Origin of the sequence: Eremococcus coleocola ACS-139-V-Col8, assembly GCF_000183205.1 — a bacterium.
Lineage (GTDB): Bacteria > Bacillota > Bacilli > Lactobacillales > Aerococcaceae > Eremococcus > Eremococcus coleocola.
The window spans coordinates 220519-239458 of sequence record NZ_AENN01000017.1 but is presented as its reverse complement, the minus strand read 5'-3'; the positions used below and the strand labels follow the sequence as shown (position 1 = coordinate 239458).

Annotated in this window: 18 protein-coding genes; 17 read left to right on the top strand and 1 reads right to left on the bottom strand. The window is 40.1% G+C overall.

Annotated features, from left to right (window positions below):
- The first annotated feature begins 61 nt into the window (after positions 1–61).
- The 3 genes from HMPREF9257_RS07925 to HMPREF9257_RS07915 are packed head-to-tail and all read left to right on the top strand — an operon-like array spanning position 62 to position 3446.
- A complete protein-coding gene (locus HMPREF9257_RS07925) occupies positions 62–1015 on the top strand; it encodes a glycosyltransferase family 2 protein (RefSeq protein ID WP_006418821.1) in 954 nt (317 codons plus the stop codon).
- Positions 996–2222 carry a hypothetical protein gene (locus tag HMPREF9257_RS07920; RefSeq protein WP_006418879.1) on the top strand — a complete coding sequence of 409 codons (1227 nt, stop codon included), beginning with the start codon at positions 996–998 and terminating at the stop codon, positions 2220–2222. Before HMPREF9257_RS07925 ends, HMPREF9257_RS07920 begins: the two co-directional genes overlap by 20 nt.
- Positions 2223–2252: 30 nt before the next feature.
- Positions 2253–3446, top strand: coding sequence for a GerMN domain-containing protein (locus HMPREF9257_RS07915; RefSeq protein ID WP_006418762.1), 1194 nt, complete (start codon positions 2253–2255; stop codon positions 3444–3446).
- A 72-nt stretch (positions 3447–3518) separates the two neighbouring features.
- Here HMPREF9257_RS07915 and HMPREF9257_RS07910 read toward each other — a convergent pair whose 3' ends face one another.
- Positions 3519–4559: a serine hydrolase gene (locus HMPREF9257_RS07910; protein WP_006418972.1), complete on the bottom strand. Its 1041-nt coding sequence runs from the start codon at positions 4557–4559 to the stop codon at positions 3519–3521.
- Positions 4560–4935: 376 nt separating this feature from the next.
- On the opposite strand from HMPREF9257_RS07910, the gene mnmE reads away from it, so the two are divergent.
- The 14 genes from mnmE to msrA all read left to right on the top strand — a co-directional run bounded on the left by mnmE (position 4936) and on the right by msrA (position 18932).
- A complete protein-coding gene (gene mnmE, locus HMPREF9257_RS07905) occupies positions 4936–6315 on the top strand; it encodes a tRNA uridine-5-carboxymethylaminomethyl(34) synthesis GTPase MnmE (protein WP_006418921.1) in 1380 nt (459 codons plus the stop codon).
- A 9-nt stretch (positions 6316–6324) separates the two neighbouring features.
- Positions 6325–6801 (top strand): NUDIX hydrolase, encoded by a 477-nt coding sequence (locus HMPREF9257_RS09315; protein WP_006418974.1) that lies wholly within the window; start codon positions 6325–6327, stop codon positions 6799–6801.
- A 15-nt stretch (positions 6802–6816) separates the two neighbouring features.
- A complete protein-coding gene (mnmG, locus tag HMPREF9257_RS07895; protein ID WP_006418886.1) occupies positions 6817–8733 on the top strand; it encodes a tRNA uridine-5-carboxymethylaminomethyl(34) synthesis enzyme MnmG in 1917 nt (638 codons plus the stop codon).
- Positions 8734–9393, top strand: coding sequence for a DNA alkylation repair protein (locus HMPREF9257_RS07890; protein ID WP_006418832.1), 660 nt, complete (start codon positions 8734–8736; stop codon positions 9391–9393).
- 199 nt (positions 9394–9592) lie between these two features.
- Entirely contained in the window at positions 9593–10312 is a 720-nt protein-coding gene (rsmG, locus tag HMPREF9257_RS07885; RefSeq protein ID WP_006418962.1) for a 16S rRNA (guanine(527)-N(7))-methyltransferase RsmG, read from the top strand.
- Positions 10313–10325: 13 nt separating this feature from the next.
- Positions 10326–11087, top strand: coding sequence for a ParA family protein (locus tag HMPREF9257_RS07880; RefSeq protein WP_006418873.1), 762 nt, complete (start codon positions 10326–10328; stop codon positions 11085–11087).
- The gene (locus HMPREF9257_RS07875; protein ID WP_006418805.1) at positions 11080–11973 is read left to right on the top strand and encodes a ParB/RepB/Spo0J family partition protein; all 894 of its coding nucleotides are present in this window, start codon (positions 11080–11082) and stop codon (positions 11971–11973) included. Before HMPREF9257_RS07880 ends, HMPREF9257_RS07875 begins: the two co-directional genes overlap by 8 nt.
- Before the next feature lie 27 nt (positions 11974–12000).
- Positions 12001–12210, top strand: coding sequence for a DUF951 domain-containing protein (locus HMPREF9257_RS07870; RefSeq protein WP_006418745.1), 210 nt, complete (start codon positions 12001–12003; stop codon positions 12208–12210).
- Positions 12211–12234: 24 nt separating this feature from the next.
- A complete protein-coding gene (gene ychF / locus HMPREF9257_RS07865; RefSeq protein WP_006418748.1) occupies positions 12235–13335 on the top strand; it encodes a redox-regulated ATPase YchF in 1101 nt (366 codons plus the stop codon).
- A 15-nt stretch (positions 13336–13350) separates the two neighbouring features.
- Positions 13351–14190 (top strand): DUF1129 domain-containing protein, encoded by an 840-nt coding sequence (locus HMPREF9257_RS07860; RefSeq protein ID WP_006418806.1) that lies wholly within the window; start codon positions 13351–13353, stop codon positions 14188–14190.
- A gap of 78 nt (positions 14191–14268) precedes the next feature.
- Positions 14269–15294, top strand: a complete 1026-nt coding sequence (locus HMPREF9257_RS07855) for a Gfo/Idh/MocA family oxidoreductase (protein WP_006418869.1) — start codon at positions 14269–14271, stop codon at positions 15292–15294.
- Positions 15295–15386: 92 nt separating this feature from the next.
- The gene (gene guaB / locus HMPREF9257_RS07850; RefSeq protein ID WP_006418757.1) at positions 15387–16868 is read left to right on the top strand and encodes an IMP dehydrogenase; all 1482 of its coding nucleotides are present in this window, start codon (positions 15387–15389) and stop codon (positions 16866–16868) included.
- Between the two features lie 173 nt (positions 16869–17041).
- Complete coding sequence (locus tag HMPREF9257_RS07845; protein WP_006418949.1) at positions 17042–18391, top strand: D-alanyl-D-alanine carboxypeptidase family protein; 1350 nt, start codon at positions 17042–17044, stop codon at positions 18389–18391.
- A 13-nt stretch (positions 18392–18404) separates the two neighbouring features.
- Entirely contained in the window at positions 18405–18932 is a 528-nt protein-coding gene (gene msrA / locus HMPREF9257_RS07840) for a peptide-methionine (S)-S-oxide reductase MsrA (protein ID WP_006418894.1), read from the top strand.
- Positions 18933–18940 lie beyond the last annotated feature (8 nt).

Sequence of the window (18940 nt, the reverse complement as noted above, 5' to 3'; positions counted from 1 at the left end):
GTCTATTTCTGATAAAATCGGTTAGAAATTTAAAGATACAAGTATGAAATAGGAGAAAGAAATGGATAAAGTAGCAGTATTAATTCCTTGTTATAATGAAGCTTTGACGATTGGAAAAGTTATCCAAGATTTTAAAAGCCAGTTACCCGAAGCGGTTTTCTATGTTTATGATAATAATTCAACGGATGATACAGCGAAGATTGCTTTAGAACATGGTGCACATGTCCGTCGTGTGCCCCAACAAGGTAAAGGTAATGTCATTCGGGCGATGTTTCGTGAAATTCAAGCCCATGCTTATTTAATGATTGATGGGGATGATACCTATCCAGCTGAAAATGCACGGAGTATGGTTGCAGCTGTATTGAATGACCAAGTCGATATGGTGATTGGCGACCGCTTATCTTCAACATATTTTAATGAAAACAAACGTCCTTTTCATAATTTTGGTAATCGCTTGGTTCGTGGTCTAATTAATTATTTATTTAAAAATGAAATTCGAGATATTATGACGGGTTACCGAGCCTTTTCTTATTCTTTTGTTAAAACCTTTCCGGTCCTCTCTTCCGGTTTTGAAATTGAAACAGAAATGACCATTCATGCCTTAGATAAAAAGTTAAACATTCAAAATATGATTGTGGATTACCGTGATCGTCCCGATGGCAGTGAATCAAAATTAAATACTTATAGTGATGGCTTTCGTGTTCTGAGAACCATTGCCCGTTTGTTTAAAAACTATAAGCCTTTAATTTTCTTTACACTGGTTGCTTTAATTTTAGCGATTGTTTCGCTTGCTTTATTTGTACCAGTTTGGGATGAATACCGAATGACTGGTCTGGTTGAGCGCTTTCCAACCATGATTATTTCAGGATTTGTTGCTTTGACAGCCTTGGTTCTTTTAGTGTCAGGTATTATTCTAGATGTGATCGCCCAACAAGAGCGGAAGCAATTTGAACTCCAATATATTCGTGTTCGCACCCTAGAAAGTGATGCTCAAGATGATAAACATTTGGCGTAAATATAAATATCATTTACTTTATTTACTTTTATTATTTATAGTCCTCATAGGTATTTATATCTTCTTATTATACTTGGCCTATAAAGTTCCAAATGATAGGATAGCAGCTAAATTAACCGATTCTTTTGAAACGATTGCCAGCGAAAAAAAACGTTGGTTAGTTTTAACCGGGTTTGAAGCAAGTAAGTTAGATACTTTTACCGATGATTATATCTATAAAAAAATGTTAAATTCTCAGGAACTTCCAGCGCTTAAAGCTGCTATGTGGAATGAAGGCTATGTAAGATATTGGCTTGGAGATATTGCTATTCTCAGACCTCTATTGTTATTTTTTTCTTATAAGAGTATCCGTTATTTTAATATTTTTATGATTTTTGGCATTTTTTATGGAGCATTGGATCAAATTAAACAAAGGTTTAATCTCTTTTATGCTTTAATTTATGCTTTTACTTGGTCTTTAGTCCATTTTTGGATTTTTCCACTTTCTTTACAGTATACGCCTGTATTTGTGCTAGCTAATTTAGGCTTGATTATTTTATTAAAATACGGTCCTTCAAGTAAAAATTTAAGTCTATTTATCTTATATTTATTTCTCATCATCGGATCTTTAACTAATTATTTTGATTTATTATCAGCCCCACTCTTAACTTATGGCCTACCTGCTATTGTTTTGTTGTCATGGTTAGCCCGTCAAGAAAGTAAGCACTTGTATCAATTAAAGGTATTGGTCATTTCTGGTTTTGCCTGGTTGTTCGGTTACGGCGTTACCTGGTTAGCCAAATGGTCTCTAGGTTCTTATATTTTAAAGCAAAATTTATTTGAAAATGCATTAAGACAGGCAGAAATTAGGACAGGAGCGTTAACGAATTCAAGTGAAACTCCTTGGTCTTATGGAGAAATTGTTAAACAACAATTTAAAATATTACTGCCTAAAGAAGCTTTGCTTTTACTACTTATTCTAGGCTTGGGTCTCTTAATTTTATCTTTATTGTATGGTATAAAACTAAAAAAAATAAGCCGACAATGGCCCTTAATATTACTTTCTTCTTTGCCTTTTATTTGGACCTTTTTGTTACAAAACCATGGTCAATACCATTATTATTTCACCTATCGAATTTTTATAATTCCTATTTTAGCTCTATACTTTGCTGGCTTGAATAGTCTTAACTTTAGACAAAATCAGCTAAAAAAATCAACCTTACTATGATATACTAAATGAGATTATAAGGAGGTTATTATGAAGTTAGGACCATATTATAAATATTTTTGCCTCTTTACGCTTGTTCTTATCAGTCTGACTGCCTGTAAACGGCAACCAATGATTAATATTAGTGAGGAAAATCAAGCAAGAATAGAAGCTAAAGTAAGTCAAGAAAAAAATCAATCAAGTGTTGATACCCATTCTCAAGCTGATGAGAGCCAGGATAATTCACCAGCGGAAGAAACTACGCAAACAATTGGTTTAGAAGATTTGAAGCAAGGCTGGACCAAGGCAAACTTGGATACAGAATTTGATTTTGACCTTTTTGCTCCTTATCAAGCTAATCAAATAAAGACCTATTCGGACGGCTTGAACCAGGAAACCACCTATATGACTTATCAAAATGAAGATAAGTCTTTAATGCAGGTTGAGCATCTCAGTTCAAAGCATGAAACAGAACTAATTCAAGCGAGTCAAGGTCAATATCAACAAATTTTTATTTCTGATCAGGTGAATCCTTATTTAAGTTTACTTGATCAAGCAACCCCTGCGGGTGAAACGGACCCGATTACTTATTTAAGTGCCCCACTTAGTCAAGGCAATACATGGGATTATGATGGCCAAGGACACCAAGCAAGTATTAGTCAACTCTATCAAAAAGCTAATATCAATGGTCAGGTCTATGATCAAGTGGTGGAAGTAAAAATTACCATGGACAACCAAATCATTTATAATTATTATGGTCAGGATGTAGGCTTGCTGGGCCAATGGTCTGGCCAAACGGAAAAAGAATCCGGTCAATGGAAAGTCTTACAATCCAATGCGCAAGATGTCATGTTAGTTCATGATATTACTTGGGTCAGTGCGACTGAGCAAGATAAGTTAGATCATAAGTCGGTTTCATTTTCATGGCAAACGAACTATCAGTTAGCAAAAGCATTTGAAGAAATTTTACGGCAAGAAAATATACTTGATACATCTATCACAGTTAATGCGGTATATGTGAATGCTTCAGGTCAAGCAGTCATTGATTTTAGTCCAGGAGTTGTTGCAGTCCTTAATCAAAATGCCGCCTCTGAAAAAATTGTGATCCAGTCAATTGTGGATAGTTTAGCTTACTTCTTTGGTGTCAAAGAAGTAAGACTGACGGTTAATGATAATGGTCTACTGCCAAATAGCTTTGATTATCCTGAAGGTGGAATTTACCAAGCTAGTCAAACTGAAGATTAACTAAAAACCATTCAAGCTCCCTTTCTTTACGGGTCTTGAATGGTTTTTTGCATTTAAATTTGACTAAGTTAATTAATTTCTTTGGTCTAGTCCCGCTTGGTGACGGACCCATTGATTAATATTAAGATTGGTCATTTCTAAAAAGACATCGGCAGAGGCAGCTCCATCGGTTAAGATAACCAAGGAATAGATAGGTTGGCCGTTTTCATAATAAATACCAGAATCATTCACCATCGATTCGTAGCGACCATATTTATTGGCCATCCCACTTTTAACATACGAGGTAAATAATTGGTGGGGTTCAGCTTGTGAGAGCTGGGTAATAATGTATTCGTAGGCAGGATCACTCATTATTTTATCATAGGTCATTTCGATTAAATTTGCCGAGAAATAAATATCTTGATAGAAGTTATCAGGGACATCATAATAATTCAAGAAATCAAGTAAAGCTTGACGGCTTGAAGGAAAATCGCCATAAATGCCCATCATCAGAGTCCAGGCTGCCGTATTATCTGAGTGGATTAAACTTTCATCAATTAGTTCTTGTATAGAGTAACTGGGTCTAAGTTCATTATTTGAAATAGCCCCAGCTCCTTCTTGATAATAACTATCTTGAAATGGGATTTGTGAGTCCATGCTGTAGACTCCTGAATTGACAAGGTCTAAGACCATGGCGGCTAGGGGGACTTTATAGATAGAAGCAGAATTATGGAAGACATTTTCATTCAGATAATAGCGTTGATCATCTAAATAATTATGAAAGGCAATACTGACCGTTGCAGGATCAATCCCTAATTGAGTGATTTGTTCATTAATAATTTCATCGACCGAAGCATAATCTTCAGGATTAATGGCTTCAATCCCATTTTTCTTCATTAGCTCGACATCATAAATTGATTCGTCTAAACTTTCATCTTCATTTGCCAGTAATTCCTCAGAACTTTGCTGTTGACTCTGAGAAATGGAACTAGTGACAGGTTCACTTTGAACTTGACTACTTTGGTTTTCTGCTACATTTACCGAAGGTTCACTATGGTTAAGGTGAATTGCTAAGGTAGCAGCACAGATGGAGAGGATGATAAAAGCGATATAATAGTAGTGGTTAGTTTTCAAGATCCTATTCCCTTCTGAGAGCGGACCAAAAGCATTAAATCCTCTGATTTTCGCTTGGTGTGCCTGCTCTCGCACAGTTGATTAGGGTGGAACAAATTGTTTTGCGACATAGAGGTTAAGCTAATCACTTCGCCTAACTTCTGGGTTTATAAGTCGTTTTACTTTAAGAACCACAACAAATCACTGTGATTATATATATTTGATATTAATATTATATCGGCAATGATTAGGACTTGCAATTAGAAAGCGGTTTTTGTATAATTCAAACAAATATATGAAGGCAGTCAAAGTGCTAACTAAGTCCAAAAGAATAACCGTGGGCTTAGTTTAGGCACTTTTTTTATGGAGATAAGGAAAAAATAAAGGAGGAAGTAAAGTGTACGAACGCGATACCATTGCGGCAATTTCCACAGCCTTGGGTGAAGGAGCCATTGGCATTGTACGGATGAGTGGTGGCGATGCTTTAGTCATGGCTAACCAGCTTTTTAAAGGGGTTAACTTATTGACTCAACCCTCTCATACTATCCACTATGGTCACATTGTTGATCCAGAAAGTAAACAAATTATTGATGAGGTGATGGTGACCCTCTTAAGAGCACCTAAAACCTATACACGAGAAGATGTGGTTGAAATTAATTGCCATGGTGGGATTATGGCGGTTCAAGCCATCTTAGATCTCTGTTTACAAATGGGCGCCCGCCTTGCCGAGCCAGGTGAATTTACTAAACGTGCCTTTTTAAATGGACGGATTGACTTATCCCAAGCTGAAGCCGTGATGGATTTAATTGAAGCTAAGACCAACAAGGCCATGCAGGCTTCGATGAATCAATTACAAGGCTCTTTATCCAAGAAGATTCGGTCTTTACGTCAAACTATGTTAAATACCCTGGCCCAAATCGAAGTAACCATCGACTATCCTGAATATGACGATGTGGAAGAAATGTCTTTACAGCAATTAAAGACGACTGCTCAAGCGATTAGTCAAGAAGTGCAACATATCTTAAAACAGGCCCAGTCTGGACGATTGTTTAGGGAAGGCATTAATACGGTTATTGTGGGCCGGCCGAATGTCGGTAAGTCTTCCTTATTGAACCGCTTAACTGGTTGGGATAAAGCGATTGTGACAGATATTGAAGGAACAACTCGGGATACCATTGAAGAAATGGTCAATGTCCGTGGAGTTCCTTTGAAATTAATTGACACTGCAGGTATCCGCCAAACGGAAGAAGTCGTTGAAAAAATTGGGGTAGAGCGGTCCCGCAAGGCTTTGGAAGAGGCTGATTTGGTTATTTTAATTCTTAATCAAGCTGAAGACTTACAAGAAGTGGATCTTGAATTATTAAAGGCTAGTCAAGGAAAGAAACGGATTATTCTATTAAATAAACAGGATTTACCAAGCCAGCTTGACCGGAATGCCTTAGCAGAATCAAGTGGCACTGCTACTATTATTGAGACTTCTATGCTAGAAGAAGCTGGCCTAGATGCCTTAGAAGATGAGATTTCTAACCTCTTCTTTAAAGGACAACTCCAATCAACGGATATAAATTACCTCTTAAATAGTCGTCATACCCAATTATTAAAGCAAGCCCTAGCTGCCTTAGATGAAGTGCAGTCTGCTGTAGCAATGGAGCTGCCGGTTGACTTAATTCAAATTGATTATACTCGGGCTTGGGATTTACTCGGTGAAATTACGGGCGATAGTGTTCAAGATGAATTATTGAATGAGCTCTTTAGTCAATTCTGTTTAGGAAAGTAGGGACTACACATGCAAGCACAATTAGCGACGATTTGTTACTTGGACAATGGGTCCCAACTTCTCTTGCTTTACCGTAATAAAAAAGATAATGATGTCCATGAAGGTAAATGGGTCAGTGTGGGTGGTAAATTTGAGGATGGAGAAAGTCCCGAAGCCTGTGCTAAACGTGAAATCTATGAAGAGACTCAACTTACTGCCACTGATATGACCATGGTCGGGGTAATTACCTTTCCTGATTTTACCCATGATGGTCGTGATTGGTACTGTTTTGTTTATCGGGTGACCGGTTTTGAAGGTGATTTAGAAATAGAGTCGGATGAGGGCCATTTACAGTGGGTTGATTATGATAAAGTCTTATCCATGCCGACCTGGCAGGGGGATTATATTTATCTAGATTGGATTCTCAATCGTAAGTCTTTTTTCTCAGCGAAGTTTGTCTATGACCCAGCCGGGAACTTGACCGACCATAGTGTGGCGTTTTATTAACAGAAAGGAAATATTATGCAAACTTACCAAGCTGGTAATTATGATGTGATTGTTGTTGGGGCAGGCCATGCTGGCTCTGAAGCAGCCTTAGCCGCAGCCCGGATGGATTGTAAAACCTTACTTTTAACCATTAGTTTAGAAATGGTGGCTTTTATGCCATGTAACCCTTCGGTGGGTGGCCCTGCAAAAGGTGTCGTCGTGCGGGAAATTGATGCCTTGGGTGGTGAAATGGGCCGGAATATTGACCGGACGTCGATCCAAACGCGGATGTTAAACACCTCAAAAGGACCAGCGGTCCAAGCCTTACGTGCCCAAGCAGATAAGGCTGCCTATGCCCGTTCCATGAAGGCAGTAATTGAAGATACAGACGGTTTAGAATTGCACCAAGGTTTAGTCGAAGAGTTAATCGTTGAAGACGGGCAAGTTAAAGGGGTACGGACTAATACCGGAGCCATCTATCATAGTCAAGCTGTAGTTTTAACTGCGGGAACGTCTTCCCGAGGTAAGATTATTATTGGTGAATTGAAGTATTCTTCTGGTCCAAATAATACTTTACCTTCAATTAAATTGTCTGAAAATTTGCTTGAATTAGGCATCGAATTGGCTCGCTTTAAAACTGGAACGCCGCCACGGATTCATTATGATTCTATTGACTTTGATCAAACCGAGATTCAACCAGGCGATATAGAACCTAATCATTTTTCTTATGAAACGCCAGATGAAGCCTTTAATCCGGAATCAACCCCATGTTGGTTAACCCATACTAATGAAAAAACCCATGAAATTATTCGTAAGAATTTACATCGGGCACCCATGTTCTCAGGTATGGTCGAAGGGGTAGGTGCACGTTATTGTCCATCGATTGAAGATAAAATTGTACGGTTTTCAGATAAACCCCGTCACCAAATCTTTATTGAACCTGAGGGACTAGAAACCAAAGAAATGTATGTCCAAGGACTCTCAACCTCTATGCCAGAAGAAATTCAATTAGACATGCTGCATTCAGTCAAGGGGATGGAACGGGCTCGTTTGATGCGGCCTGGTTATGCCATTGAATATGATGTGGTGATTCCCCACCAATTAAATTTAAATCTTGAAGTGAAGAAGTTACCAGGTCTTTTTACCGCGGGTCAAATGAATGGGACCTCTGGTTATGAAGAAGCGGCGGGCCAAGGGATTATGGCCGGCATTAATGCGGCCCTTAAGGTCCAAGGTAAGGATCCTTTTATTTTACGTCGGGACGAAGCCTATATTGGGGTCATGATTGATGACTTAGTAACCAAGGGCACCACAGAACCTTATCGTTTGTTAACTTCCCGGGCCGAATTTAGACTCCTATTACGGCATGATAATGCTGACCTACGCTTAACTGAAAGAGGCCGTCAAATTGGTTTAATTGGGGATGAACGTTACGCTGCCTACCAAGCTAAATTTAATTTAGTTCAGGATGAAATTAAACGCTTGGAAGGCTTGCGGTTAACACCGAATACCCCGGGTCTAAGTGAATACTTTGACCGAGTGGGCTCTGCGCCTTTAAAAGATGGTATCTTAGCCAGTGAATTACTGAAACGCCCTGAAATTAAATACCGGGACCTCGTTGCCTTATTACCTGACCGCGACCAAGTCTTAGACCGTCAAGAAGGTCAACAAGTTGAAATCCAAATTAAATATGCTGGCTATATCAAAAAAGCCCTCCGTAAAGTTGACCGGATGGCCGGGATGGAAAGTAAGCACATTCCGCATGATATTGATTGGGATGCCATTGGTAATTTAGCCAATGAAGCCCGTGACCGTCTGAAATTAATTAACCCTTCTACATTGGGCCAAGCCAGCCGAGTGTCAGGGGTTAACCCCGCAGATATTGCGATTCTATCTGTCTATCTCCAACAACCTAAAGACTTAATTAAACGGCGTCAACCAGAGGAAGCCTAAATGTTAGATATTATAGGCATACAACAAGATTTTAACGACCACATTCATCCTGAAAATCAAGTTCCCATGGCTGCCTATATGCGGGACCAGTTTGAATTTTTAGGGATTAAAAGTCAGGAACGCCGCGAATTGTCCCGTAAGCATTTAAAAGCAGCCAAGGCCAGTCAGCGGATTGATTGGCAGGGTATTCGGCAACTTTGGCAAGCAGAGGCCCGTGAGTACCAGTATTTGGCGGTTGATTATTTGCGGATGATGCAAGCCTACCTCCAACCTGATGATTTAAGTCATTTGCGAGAGTTGATCGTGAGTAAATCCTGGTGGGATACGGTTGATAATTTAGTAAAACCTTTGGGCCACCTAATCCAACGCAATCCTTATCTCTTTGAGACCATCTTAGCCTGGGCTGAGGCCGAAGACTTATGGTTAAGACGGGCTGCTATCTTGAGTCAATTAACTTTTAAGGAAAAAACCCAGACCGTTGATCTGGAACAAGTTTTGGCTTCTAACTTAGCTGATGAGGAATTCTTTATCCAAAAAGCTATCGGCTGGTCCTTACGGGAGTACTCAAAGACCAATCCAAGCTGGGTGGCTGATTATTTAAACCGTCATGAAGTTGACTTATCAAGTTTAGCCAGGCGGGAAGCAAGTAAATACCTATAAAATTGAAAAACCAGGAGCGAATCTATTTTGCTTCTGGCTTTTTTGAATTTTTCGCTGCAGGAGCTTAACTAGCCAGCTAGTCAAATGCTTTGTAAATCCTAATAAAAATAAGGAATTTTCATTGCTAAAAAGCTGTATTTAATGTAAAGTAGAAGAGACGTGAAACATTTTTGTTTCACAAAAGAAAAGGAGGATTTGGATGACCCCAGAAGAATTTGTAGAGGCCTTGGACGCCAAGGGAATTAACTTAGATTCACGACAAATCCAACAATTTGAAAGCTATTATCAATTCTTAGTAGAGTGGAACCAAAAGATTAATCTCACTGCGATAACCGAGCAAAAGGAAGTCTATTTAAAACACTTTTATGATTCCTTGGCTCCCTTGTGGTTAACCGACAAGATTCAAGCCGATAAGGCTTTGATTGACATAGGCGCCGGGGCGGGCTTTCCTAGTATTCCGCTAGCAATTGCCCAACCAGGTTTAAGGGTCACAATTGTTGATTCATTAAATAAACGGATTAAATTTCTTGAAGTATTAGTGGAAGCTTTAGGTCTAGATCAAGTTCAGGCCCTACATGGTCGAGCAGAGGATCTAGGACAAGATAAACGTTATCGGCAAAATTTTGATCTAGTCACTGCCCGGGCCGTGGCCCAACTCAATGTGCTTGCTGAATACTGCCTACCTTTTGCTAAAAAAGGCGGTTATTTTCTTGCCTTAAAGGCCCAAAAGACCCAAACAGAAATTGATCAAGCCCAAGCTGCAATCAAAGTTCTTGGCGCTAAGTTAGAGGATGTTCTTTCAGACGTCTTACCGGGTCAAGGGGATGAACGGACAATTGTGGTCATTAAGAAAACCTTAGACACACCGAATAAGTATCCACGTAAGGCAGGTAAACCTGCTAAGCAACCGTTGAAGTAAGAAGGAGGACCTCATGGGAAAAATTATTGCAGTCGGTAACCAAAAAGGTGGGGTGGGTAAAACCACTACTACAGTTAATTTAGGTGCAGGCTTAGCCAGTCTGGGAAAGAAGGTTCTACTCGTTGATAGTGACTCCCAAGGCAATGCCACATCTGGTTTAGGCGTTCATCGCGGGGATGTGGACCAAAGTCTCTATGAAGTCTTAATTGATCAAATTCCAATCCAAGAGGTTATTTTACCGACTAGTCGGGAAAATCTATGGATTGTACCATCAACTATTCAATTAGCCGCCATCGAACTAGAATTAGTGGGAGTTAAAAATCGGCAAAATCGCTTAAAAGAAGCCTTAGCTCCAGTGGAAGCAGATTATGATTTTATCTTGATTGATTGTCCACCTTCATTAGGCCAACTATCGATTAATGCCTTCACGGCTAGTCATACCATCTTAATTCCAGTGCAAGCAGAATATTATGCCATGGAAGGCTTAACTCAGCTCTTAAATACTATCCGTTTGGTCCAAAAGAATTATAACCGGGACTTCCGGATTGAAGGTGTCTTAATCACCATGTTGGATGCGCGGACAAATTTAGGCTTTGAAGTGGTGGAAGAAGTCCGTAAGTATTTCCAAGAAAAAGTCTATCAAACTATGATTCCAAGGAATGTACGCTTATCAGAAGCCCCATCTTATGGTCTTTCCATCATTGATTATGACCGTAAATCCCGGGGAGCGGAACGCTATTTGGAACTTGCAAAGGAAGTGATTGCTAATGCCTAAGAATACAAAACGTAGTCGGTCTTTGGGCCGGGGTATGGATGCCCTATTTTCTAATTTTGAAGATACCCCAGGCGAAAATGAAGTGGTTGAAGAAATTGATTTAGCTGACATTCGACCTAATCCCTATCAACCCCGTAAGCATTTCAATGAAGAAGCTTTACAAGAATTAGCAGAATCCATTAAACAGTCAGGGGTTTTCCAACCGATAATTGTGCGTCAGTCTTCCATTAAGGGGTATGAACTGATTGCTGGTGAGCGGCGGGTACGGGCCAGTCGTCTTGCGGGTCGAGAAACGATTCCAGCCATTGTCCGTCAATTAGATGAAGAGGCTATGATTGAAATCGCCGTGGTAGAAAACCTGCAACGTGAAGATTTAAGTCCCTTAGAAGAAGCGGAAGCCTATAGTATTTTTATGGATAAATTAAATTTAACCCAGGCTCAAGTGGCGGAACGCATTGGTAAAAGTCGACCTTATATTGCAAATTATTTAAGACTCCTAAGCTTACCAGAAGAAATTAAGCAAATGGTCAGTCAAGATCAATTATCCATGGGTCAGGCTCGAACCTTATTGGGATTAAAGGATAAGTCTAAAATGGTCGCTTTGGCTAAAAAAGTCATTGCTGGCAATTTAACTGTACGACAGTTGGAAGAATTGGTTCAAAGTAGTAACCAAGCCAAGGAAAAATCAGCCAAAGAAGCTGAAATAAAAAATAAAAAAGCCAAAGTAAAATCAGCCCATATTTTAGCCATCGAAGAACAAATGCAAGACTATTTTGGGACTCAGACTCGAATCCAGCAAAAAGGGGACCGGGGCAAGATTGAAATTGAATTTTTATCCGAATCAGACTTAATTCGGATTTTAGATTTATTAGATATTCAGTTATAATTTAAAGACAGAAAGAAGGAAGCCAGGATGCCAAGTAAGGACTATGATAAATTTGATATCGTTGAAATGAAGAAACCCCATGCCTGTCAAAGCAATCGCTGGCAGATTATCCGGATGGGAATGGATATTCGAATCCGCTGTGAAAATTGTCAACACGTGGTGACCCTGACCCGGAGAGATTTCGATAAGAAATTAAAAAAAGTCTTGGTTAAACATCAAGATTCAAGTGAAGCTTAATTTAGAAAGAAAGAGTGTGAATTCATGCCATTAACCGCAGGAATTGTTGGTCTACCCAATGTGGGTAAGTCAACTTTATTTAATGCCATTACCAAAGCTGGTGTTGAGGCCGCTAACTATCCTTTTGCTACGATTGACCCTAATGTTGGGGTGGTAGAAGTTCCAGATAAACGTCTGGATGATATTACCAAAATTGTTAACCCTAAGAAAACCGTTGCGACTACCTTTGAATTTACTGATATTGCCGGTATTGTTAAAGGGGCTTCAAAGGGGGAAGGTTTAGGAAATAAATTCTTGTCTAATATCCGGCAAGTGGATGCCATTTGTCATGTAGTTCGTTGTTTTGAAGATGGGAATATTACCCACGTTTCGGGTAAAGTTGATCCTATCTCTGATATTGAAACGATTAATTTGGAATTAATCTTGGCTGACTTAGAATCCATTGATAAACGGATTGGCCGGGTAGAAAAACAAGCCAAGACCAAAGATGCAGAGGCCATGGCAGAGTTAGAAGTGTTAACCAAACTAAAAGCTGGTTTGGAAGCCAACCAAATGGCAAATGCCTTAGAATTCACTAAAGAACAAGAACCAATCGTTCGTAACCTCTTCTTACTAACCCGAAAAAAAATGCTGTATGTTGCCAATATTGGTGAAGAAGAGGTGGCGGATCCATCAGCCAATCCATTCCTAGCTCAAGTCCAAGAATTAGCGGCCAGTCAAGGAGCTGAAGTCGTACCTGTGTGTGCCTCTTTAGAAGAAGAAATTGCCGTCTTAGATGATCAGGAAAAAGCGGCTTTCTTAGAAGACTTTGGGATGCCTGAATCTGGTTTAGACCGTTTGATTCAGGCAACCTATCACTTATTAGGTTTAGGAACTTATTTCACTGCTGGGGAGCAAGAAGTAAGAGCTTGGACCTTTAAACAAGGTATGAAGGCTCCCCAAGCTGCTGGTATTATCCATACTGACTTTGAACGAGGTTTTATCCGCGCCGAAACCCTCCATTATGATGATTTAATGGCTTATGGGTCTGTTCAAGCAGCCAAAGAAGCAGGCCATTATCGATCTGAAGGTAAGGAATATGTAGTTAAAGATGGCGACATTATGCTCTTTAGATTTAATGTTTAATTAAGGAGGACCAGGATGACCGAAGAACAATTTAAAGTAAAGCAAGACGTGGAAGATAGCCAAGAACAATTAGAAGGACCGGCAGCCACGGTGGAAGAAGTTGAATTGGTAGATGCAGAAGTTGAAAATGAAGACCAAGTTGGGGTTGAACCAGAAGTCCAAGCGGCCCTTGACCAAGCGGCCCAAGTTTTAGCAGGTGTCCCTAACCAAGATTTCTTCCAATTAACTAAGAAGAACCAACAGTTTATGAAGACCATTGATCGCCACTTAGCCCAAGATACTCATTATGAAGTGCGGGGTAATGTTTACCAAGAGATGGTAGAGACCCTATTAGACGGCCAAAAACGTGGCCAAACAGCTAAACAAATTTATGGCACTCCCACAGAGGTCATCCAATCCATTAGTGGTAAAGACCTTAAGGTGGAAACGGATAGCAAGGAACAATCGGAAGACAAGTTATTATTTTTGGATGGTGCCCTCTTATTAGGCTCTGTCTTTACCCTTTTAACGGGTCTTTCTATGATGCGGCCCCAACAGGCTCCCAATGCTGTGCATATGGGCATCATCACCTTAATCTTGAATTATTTAGTGGCTGGTTTTGCTATGATGATGACCGCCAAAAACTTGCCGAATCCTGATGCGCCTAAGGGGCAAAAAGGTTACGGTCGTTATTTCTTGATTTCAGTTTCAACGATGATGCTTTGGTTTGCGGCAGTCTCCTTCTCCGGAGCCTTGTTACCAAAAGTGATTAATCCAATCTTACCAAGTACAGTTTATATTGTCCTAGGGGCAGTCACTTTGGCATTACGATTCTACCTAAAGAAAAAGTTAAATATCAAAGGAACTGTTTTTTAAACTTATATAGAGAACTAGCCCACCCAGTTTGAAAGTCGTGGTCTGGTTCTTTTTTTCAAAGTTCGTAAGGAGGAACTTATGTTAACACTAGCTTATATTGGGAATGGTAAATCAACTAATCGCTATCATTTACCCTTTGTATTGACTCGGACCGACACCTTTAAGGTTAAAACAATTTACTCAAGAACGAATAAAGGAACTTGGATGCCCATTCCGGGTGTTAATTATGTCCATGATCTCCAGACTATTTATCAAGATCCAGAGATTGATTTGGTGGTGATTACCACCCCTTCACCTACCCATTTTCAACTGGCGAAAGAAACTTTAGAAGCAGGAAAAAATGTTCTCTTAGAAAAACCTTTCACCGAAACCCGCCAGGAAGCCCAAGACTTATTTGACTTAGCCCAAGCCAAGGGTCTATTTATTCAAGCCTACCAAAATCGACGGTTTGATTCGGACTTTTTAACCCTACAAAAAGTCATTGAAAGTGGTAAACTTGGTGACCTGCATGAGATTGAAATGTCTTTTGATTATTTCCGCCCGCAAACGCCCCAATCAGTTGACCACTATGAGCGGATTAATTCTTTTGTTTATGGGCATGCTTGTCATACCCTAGACCAGGTGATTTCTTATTTTGGTCGGCCGCAAGCGGTCCATTATGATGTTAAACAGTTATTGGGATCTGGTAGAATGAATGATTATTTTGATGTAGATATGTATTATGACTTCCCTTTGAAGGTTTCGGTCAAGTCTTCTTACTTTAGAATTAAAGCACGTCCATCTTTTGTTGCTTATGGCTCTAAAGGAATGTTTGTGAAAGCCAGCAAAGACCGACAAGAAGAACATTTGAAATTATTTTATTTACCAGGTCCAGGTCATGAAGATTTTGGGGTGGATTTACCAGAACATTATGGGACGCTCACTTATGTTGATGACCAAGACAATTACCATGAAGAGAAGGTTATTTCAGAAGTGGGTGATTATGGCCGAATTTATGATGGAGTATACCAAAGTCTAGTTCATGGCCAGGCCAAGCTGGTCGAAGACCAAGAAACCCTCACCCAAATTGATTTACTCGAACAGATTACAGCAAATCTTAAATAAAGTTTAGAAATCACTTGAAGCCTTATCATAAAAGTGGTACTTTAGATAAAATATTCAAAGCAGCAAATTAATTATTATAGGAGGTCGATTGAATGACTGCTTGGGAAAGCAAATTTGCCCGTGAAGGTTATACTTTTGATGATGTGTTATTGGTCCCCGCTAAGAGTGACGTTTTACCGAATGATGTAGACTTATCCGTTGAATTAGCACCCAATTTGAAATTAAATGTGCCGATTATTTCAGCTAGTATGGATACCGTGACCGAAGCACCAATGGCGATTGCGATGGCGCGTCAAGGAGGCTTAGGCGTTATTCATAAAAATATGTCGATTGCAGCCCAAGCAGAAGAAGTTCGTAAAGTTAAACGGTCAGAAAATGGGGTTATTTTAGATCCTTTCTATTTAACGCCCCAACATATGGTCCGAGAAGCTGAAGAATTGATGGGTCGTTATCGGATTTCTGGGGTTCCCTTGGTAGCCTCTGAAAGTGATTTGACCTTGGTGGGAATCATTACCAATCGGGATATGCGCTTTATCAAAAATTTTGACCAAGCCATTGAAAATGTGATGACACCTAAAGAAGAGTTAATTACCGCTCCAGTTGGGACGTCCTTAGAGGAAGCCGAACATATTTTAGATCGATACCGGATTGAAAAATTACCCTTGGTTGATCAAGAAGGTAAATTATCTGGTTTAATTACCATTAAAGATATTGAAAAGGTAATTGAGTTTCCGAATGCGGCTAAGGACCAACACGGACGTTTATTGGTTGCTGCCGCGGTTGGAATCACCAATGATACCTTTGAACGAGCTGAAGCTTTAGTTCAAGCTCAAGTGGATGCCATTGTTGTGGATACCGCTCATGGTCATTCTGCCGGAGTCCTCCGTAAAATTGCTCAAATTCGCAAAACCTTCCCAGAAGTAACCATTATTGCAGGCAACGTAGCCACTTATGAAGGCGCCAAAGCCCTATTTGAAGCAGGAGTAGATGTGGTTAAAGTTGGGATTGGTCCTGGTTCTATTTGTACTACCCGGGTAGTTGCCGGTGTTGGTGTACCACAATTAACCGCGGTTTATGATGCCGCCCATGCTGCTAAAGAATTTGGTAAGACCATTATTGCGGATGGTGGAATTAAATATTCTGGCGACATGGTCAAGGCTATGGCAGCTGGGGGTCATGCGGTGATGATGGGATCTATGTTGGCTGGTACCGATGAATCGCCAGGTGAATTTGAAATTTATCAAGGTCGGCGGTTCAAATCATACCGGGGCATGGGGTCTCTAGCAGCCATGGAAAAAGGATCAAGTGACCGGTATTTCCAATCACAAACTGAAGCCAATAAATTAGTTCCTGAAGGAATCGAAGGCCGGGTCGCTTATAAGGGAAGTGTCCAAGATATTGTCTTCCAAATGGTTGGGGGCATCCGGTCAGGTATGGGTTATGTGGGTGCGGCAAACTTAGCCGAGTTACGAGAAGAAGCTCAATTTATTCGGATGTCAGGAGCTGGACTCATTGAGTCTCATCCCCACGATGTTAACATTACCAAGGAAGCACCAAATTATTCACGTCAATAGATTTGGGAGCGGGCAAGCAGTAGAAAATCTCTGGTTTTCATGCGGTTTGCCCGCTTCTTTTTTGGAATTAAAGGCTAGATTTTGCCTTTTTATAACAATTTGAATAAAGCATGTTATGCTTTTGCAAAACATGCTACAATAAAAGTTAAGTAATTAGGAAAGAGAGGCTTGAAATGGCACGAATTTATCAATGGTTAACCCTTGTCAGTGTAATCATAACCATATTTATTTCCCCCCTTACAACATTTGCTCAAGCCCGATTTGATAACTTTAATGTGGACCAAGATCTATCTGCCATGGTCATTGAAGGCCATAATGGGCAGATACTTTTTGAACAAAACACAGATAAATTGGTTGAAGTTGGTGATTTAAGTAAATTATTAACTCTTTATTTGGTGTTGGATGCTGTCAAACAAGGGAATATTTCGATGGATACCGAGGTACCCATTTCTGATCAGGCATTTTATATTAGCCAAAATTACGATATTAACAATGTTCCCCTCCGTCAAGATTATCCATATAAGGTGGAAGACTTAATCCAAGCGGTGGTCATTCAGTCTGCAAATGGTGCCACCCTAGCTCTGGCCCAATTAATTGAGCCGGATGAGGGTAAATTTGTTGAATTGATGCGCCAGCAACTGAGTCAGTGGCATTTGAATGATTTTGAAATCTTCAATGCAACTGGTATGACCCAGACACAAATTAATGACTCGTATGCGCCTTATACAGATGACCGTGAGAAAAATAAAGAAGTCAATCGGATGTCGACCGAGGTCGTGGCGACGATTGTCTATCATTTGATGGATGTTTATCCTGATATCTTAAATTATAGTCAAAAAGATGTGGATGTCTTTGTGAAAGACAGTGATGATGCCTTTGATATGAATAATGCTAATTTACTGGTTTCGGGTGGTGAGTATAACTATGATTTGGCCGATGGTTTAATGGTGGATGACTCCCATGAAGCCCAAGCGTCAATAGTAGCCACTGCTGAAAAAGATGGCTTAAGAGTGATTGGAATCAGTTTAGGCCAAGAAGACCCAGTAGCTATGTATCAAGATATGATAGACCTATTTAATCAAAGCTTTTCAGCCTATCGTTTAGAAGCCATTGCGAAGGCGGGGGACCCAGCAGACCATATTAATCAGACTCGGGTCCAAGGTGGGGTCGAAACCACCACGGCTTTCAAATATGTCCAAGATTTTAATCTGGTGGTTCCAATTATTGATACAGCGCCTCAGTTAAGTTATGAATTTTTACCTGATTATCAATATTTTAATCCAGCTGGTTTCCTAGTCGCTCCGGTTAATCATAAAACCGTGGTAGGCCAGATGCAAGTCAAAGCCCAAAAGAGTGAGCCATTGGCTTCACTACCATCGGCTAAGGGAAATGCGACTGATATTGTGGTGGCAGAAGATATCGAAGAGGCCTCAGCTTGGATTAAATTCTGGCGGAGTTTGAAAGCTGGTTTTGATGACCTGATGCGGGAGCTGAGAGCCTTCTTCATTAACTTATTTAATTAGAGAGGATGATTTGATGAGTGACAAACAAGTTGCAATTTTTGCGGGAGGATGTTTTTGGTGTATGGTTCATCCCTTTGACCAATGGGATGGGGTAGAGTCGGTGCGGTCAGGTTATACCGGTGGCCATGTTGAAAATCCGACCTATGAACAAGTCTGTACGGGTAAAACAGGCCATACCGAAGCGGTAAAAATTGTCTATGATCCAGAAAAAATTTCCTATCAAACTATGTTAGATATTTATTGGTCGAGCATGGATCCTACCGATGCTGACGGTCAATTTGGGGACCGAGGCTCTTCTTACCGGCCAGTAATCTTCTATACCACCGAAGAACAAAAGGCCCAGGCTCAAGCTTCCAAAGAAGCCTTAGACCAAAGCGGACGCTATCAAAAACCAATTGTTGTACCGATTGAACCAGCCCAGCCTTTTTATGAAGCTGAAGAATACCATCAAAATTTCTACCAAAAAAATCGCGCCCATTACCAACGTTATTCCGTAGGGTCTGGTCGAGTTGACTTTATTGAACGTCATAAGGTAGATTAGGCTAGTTT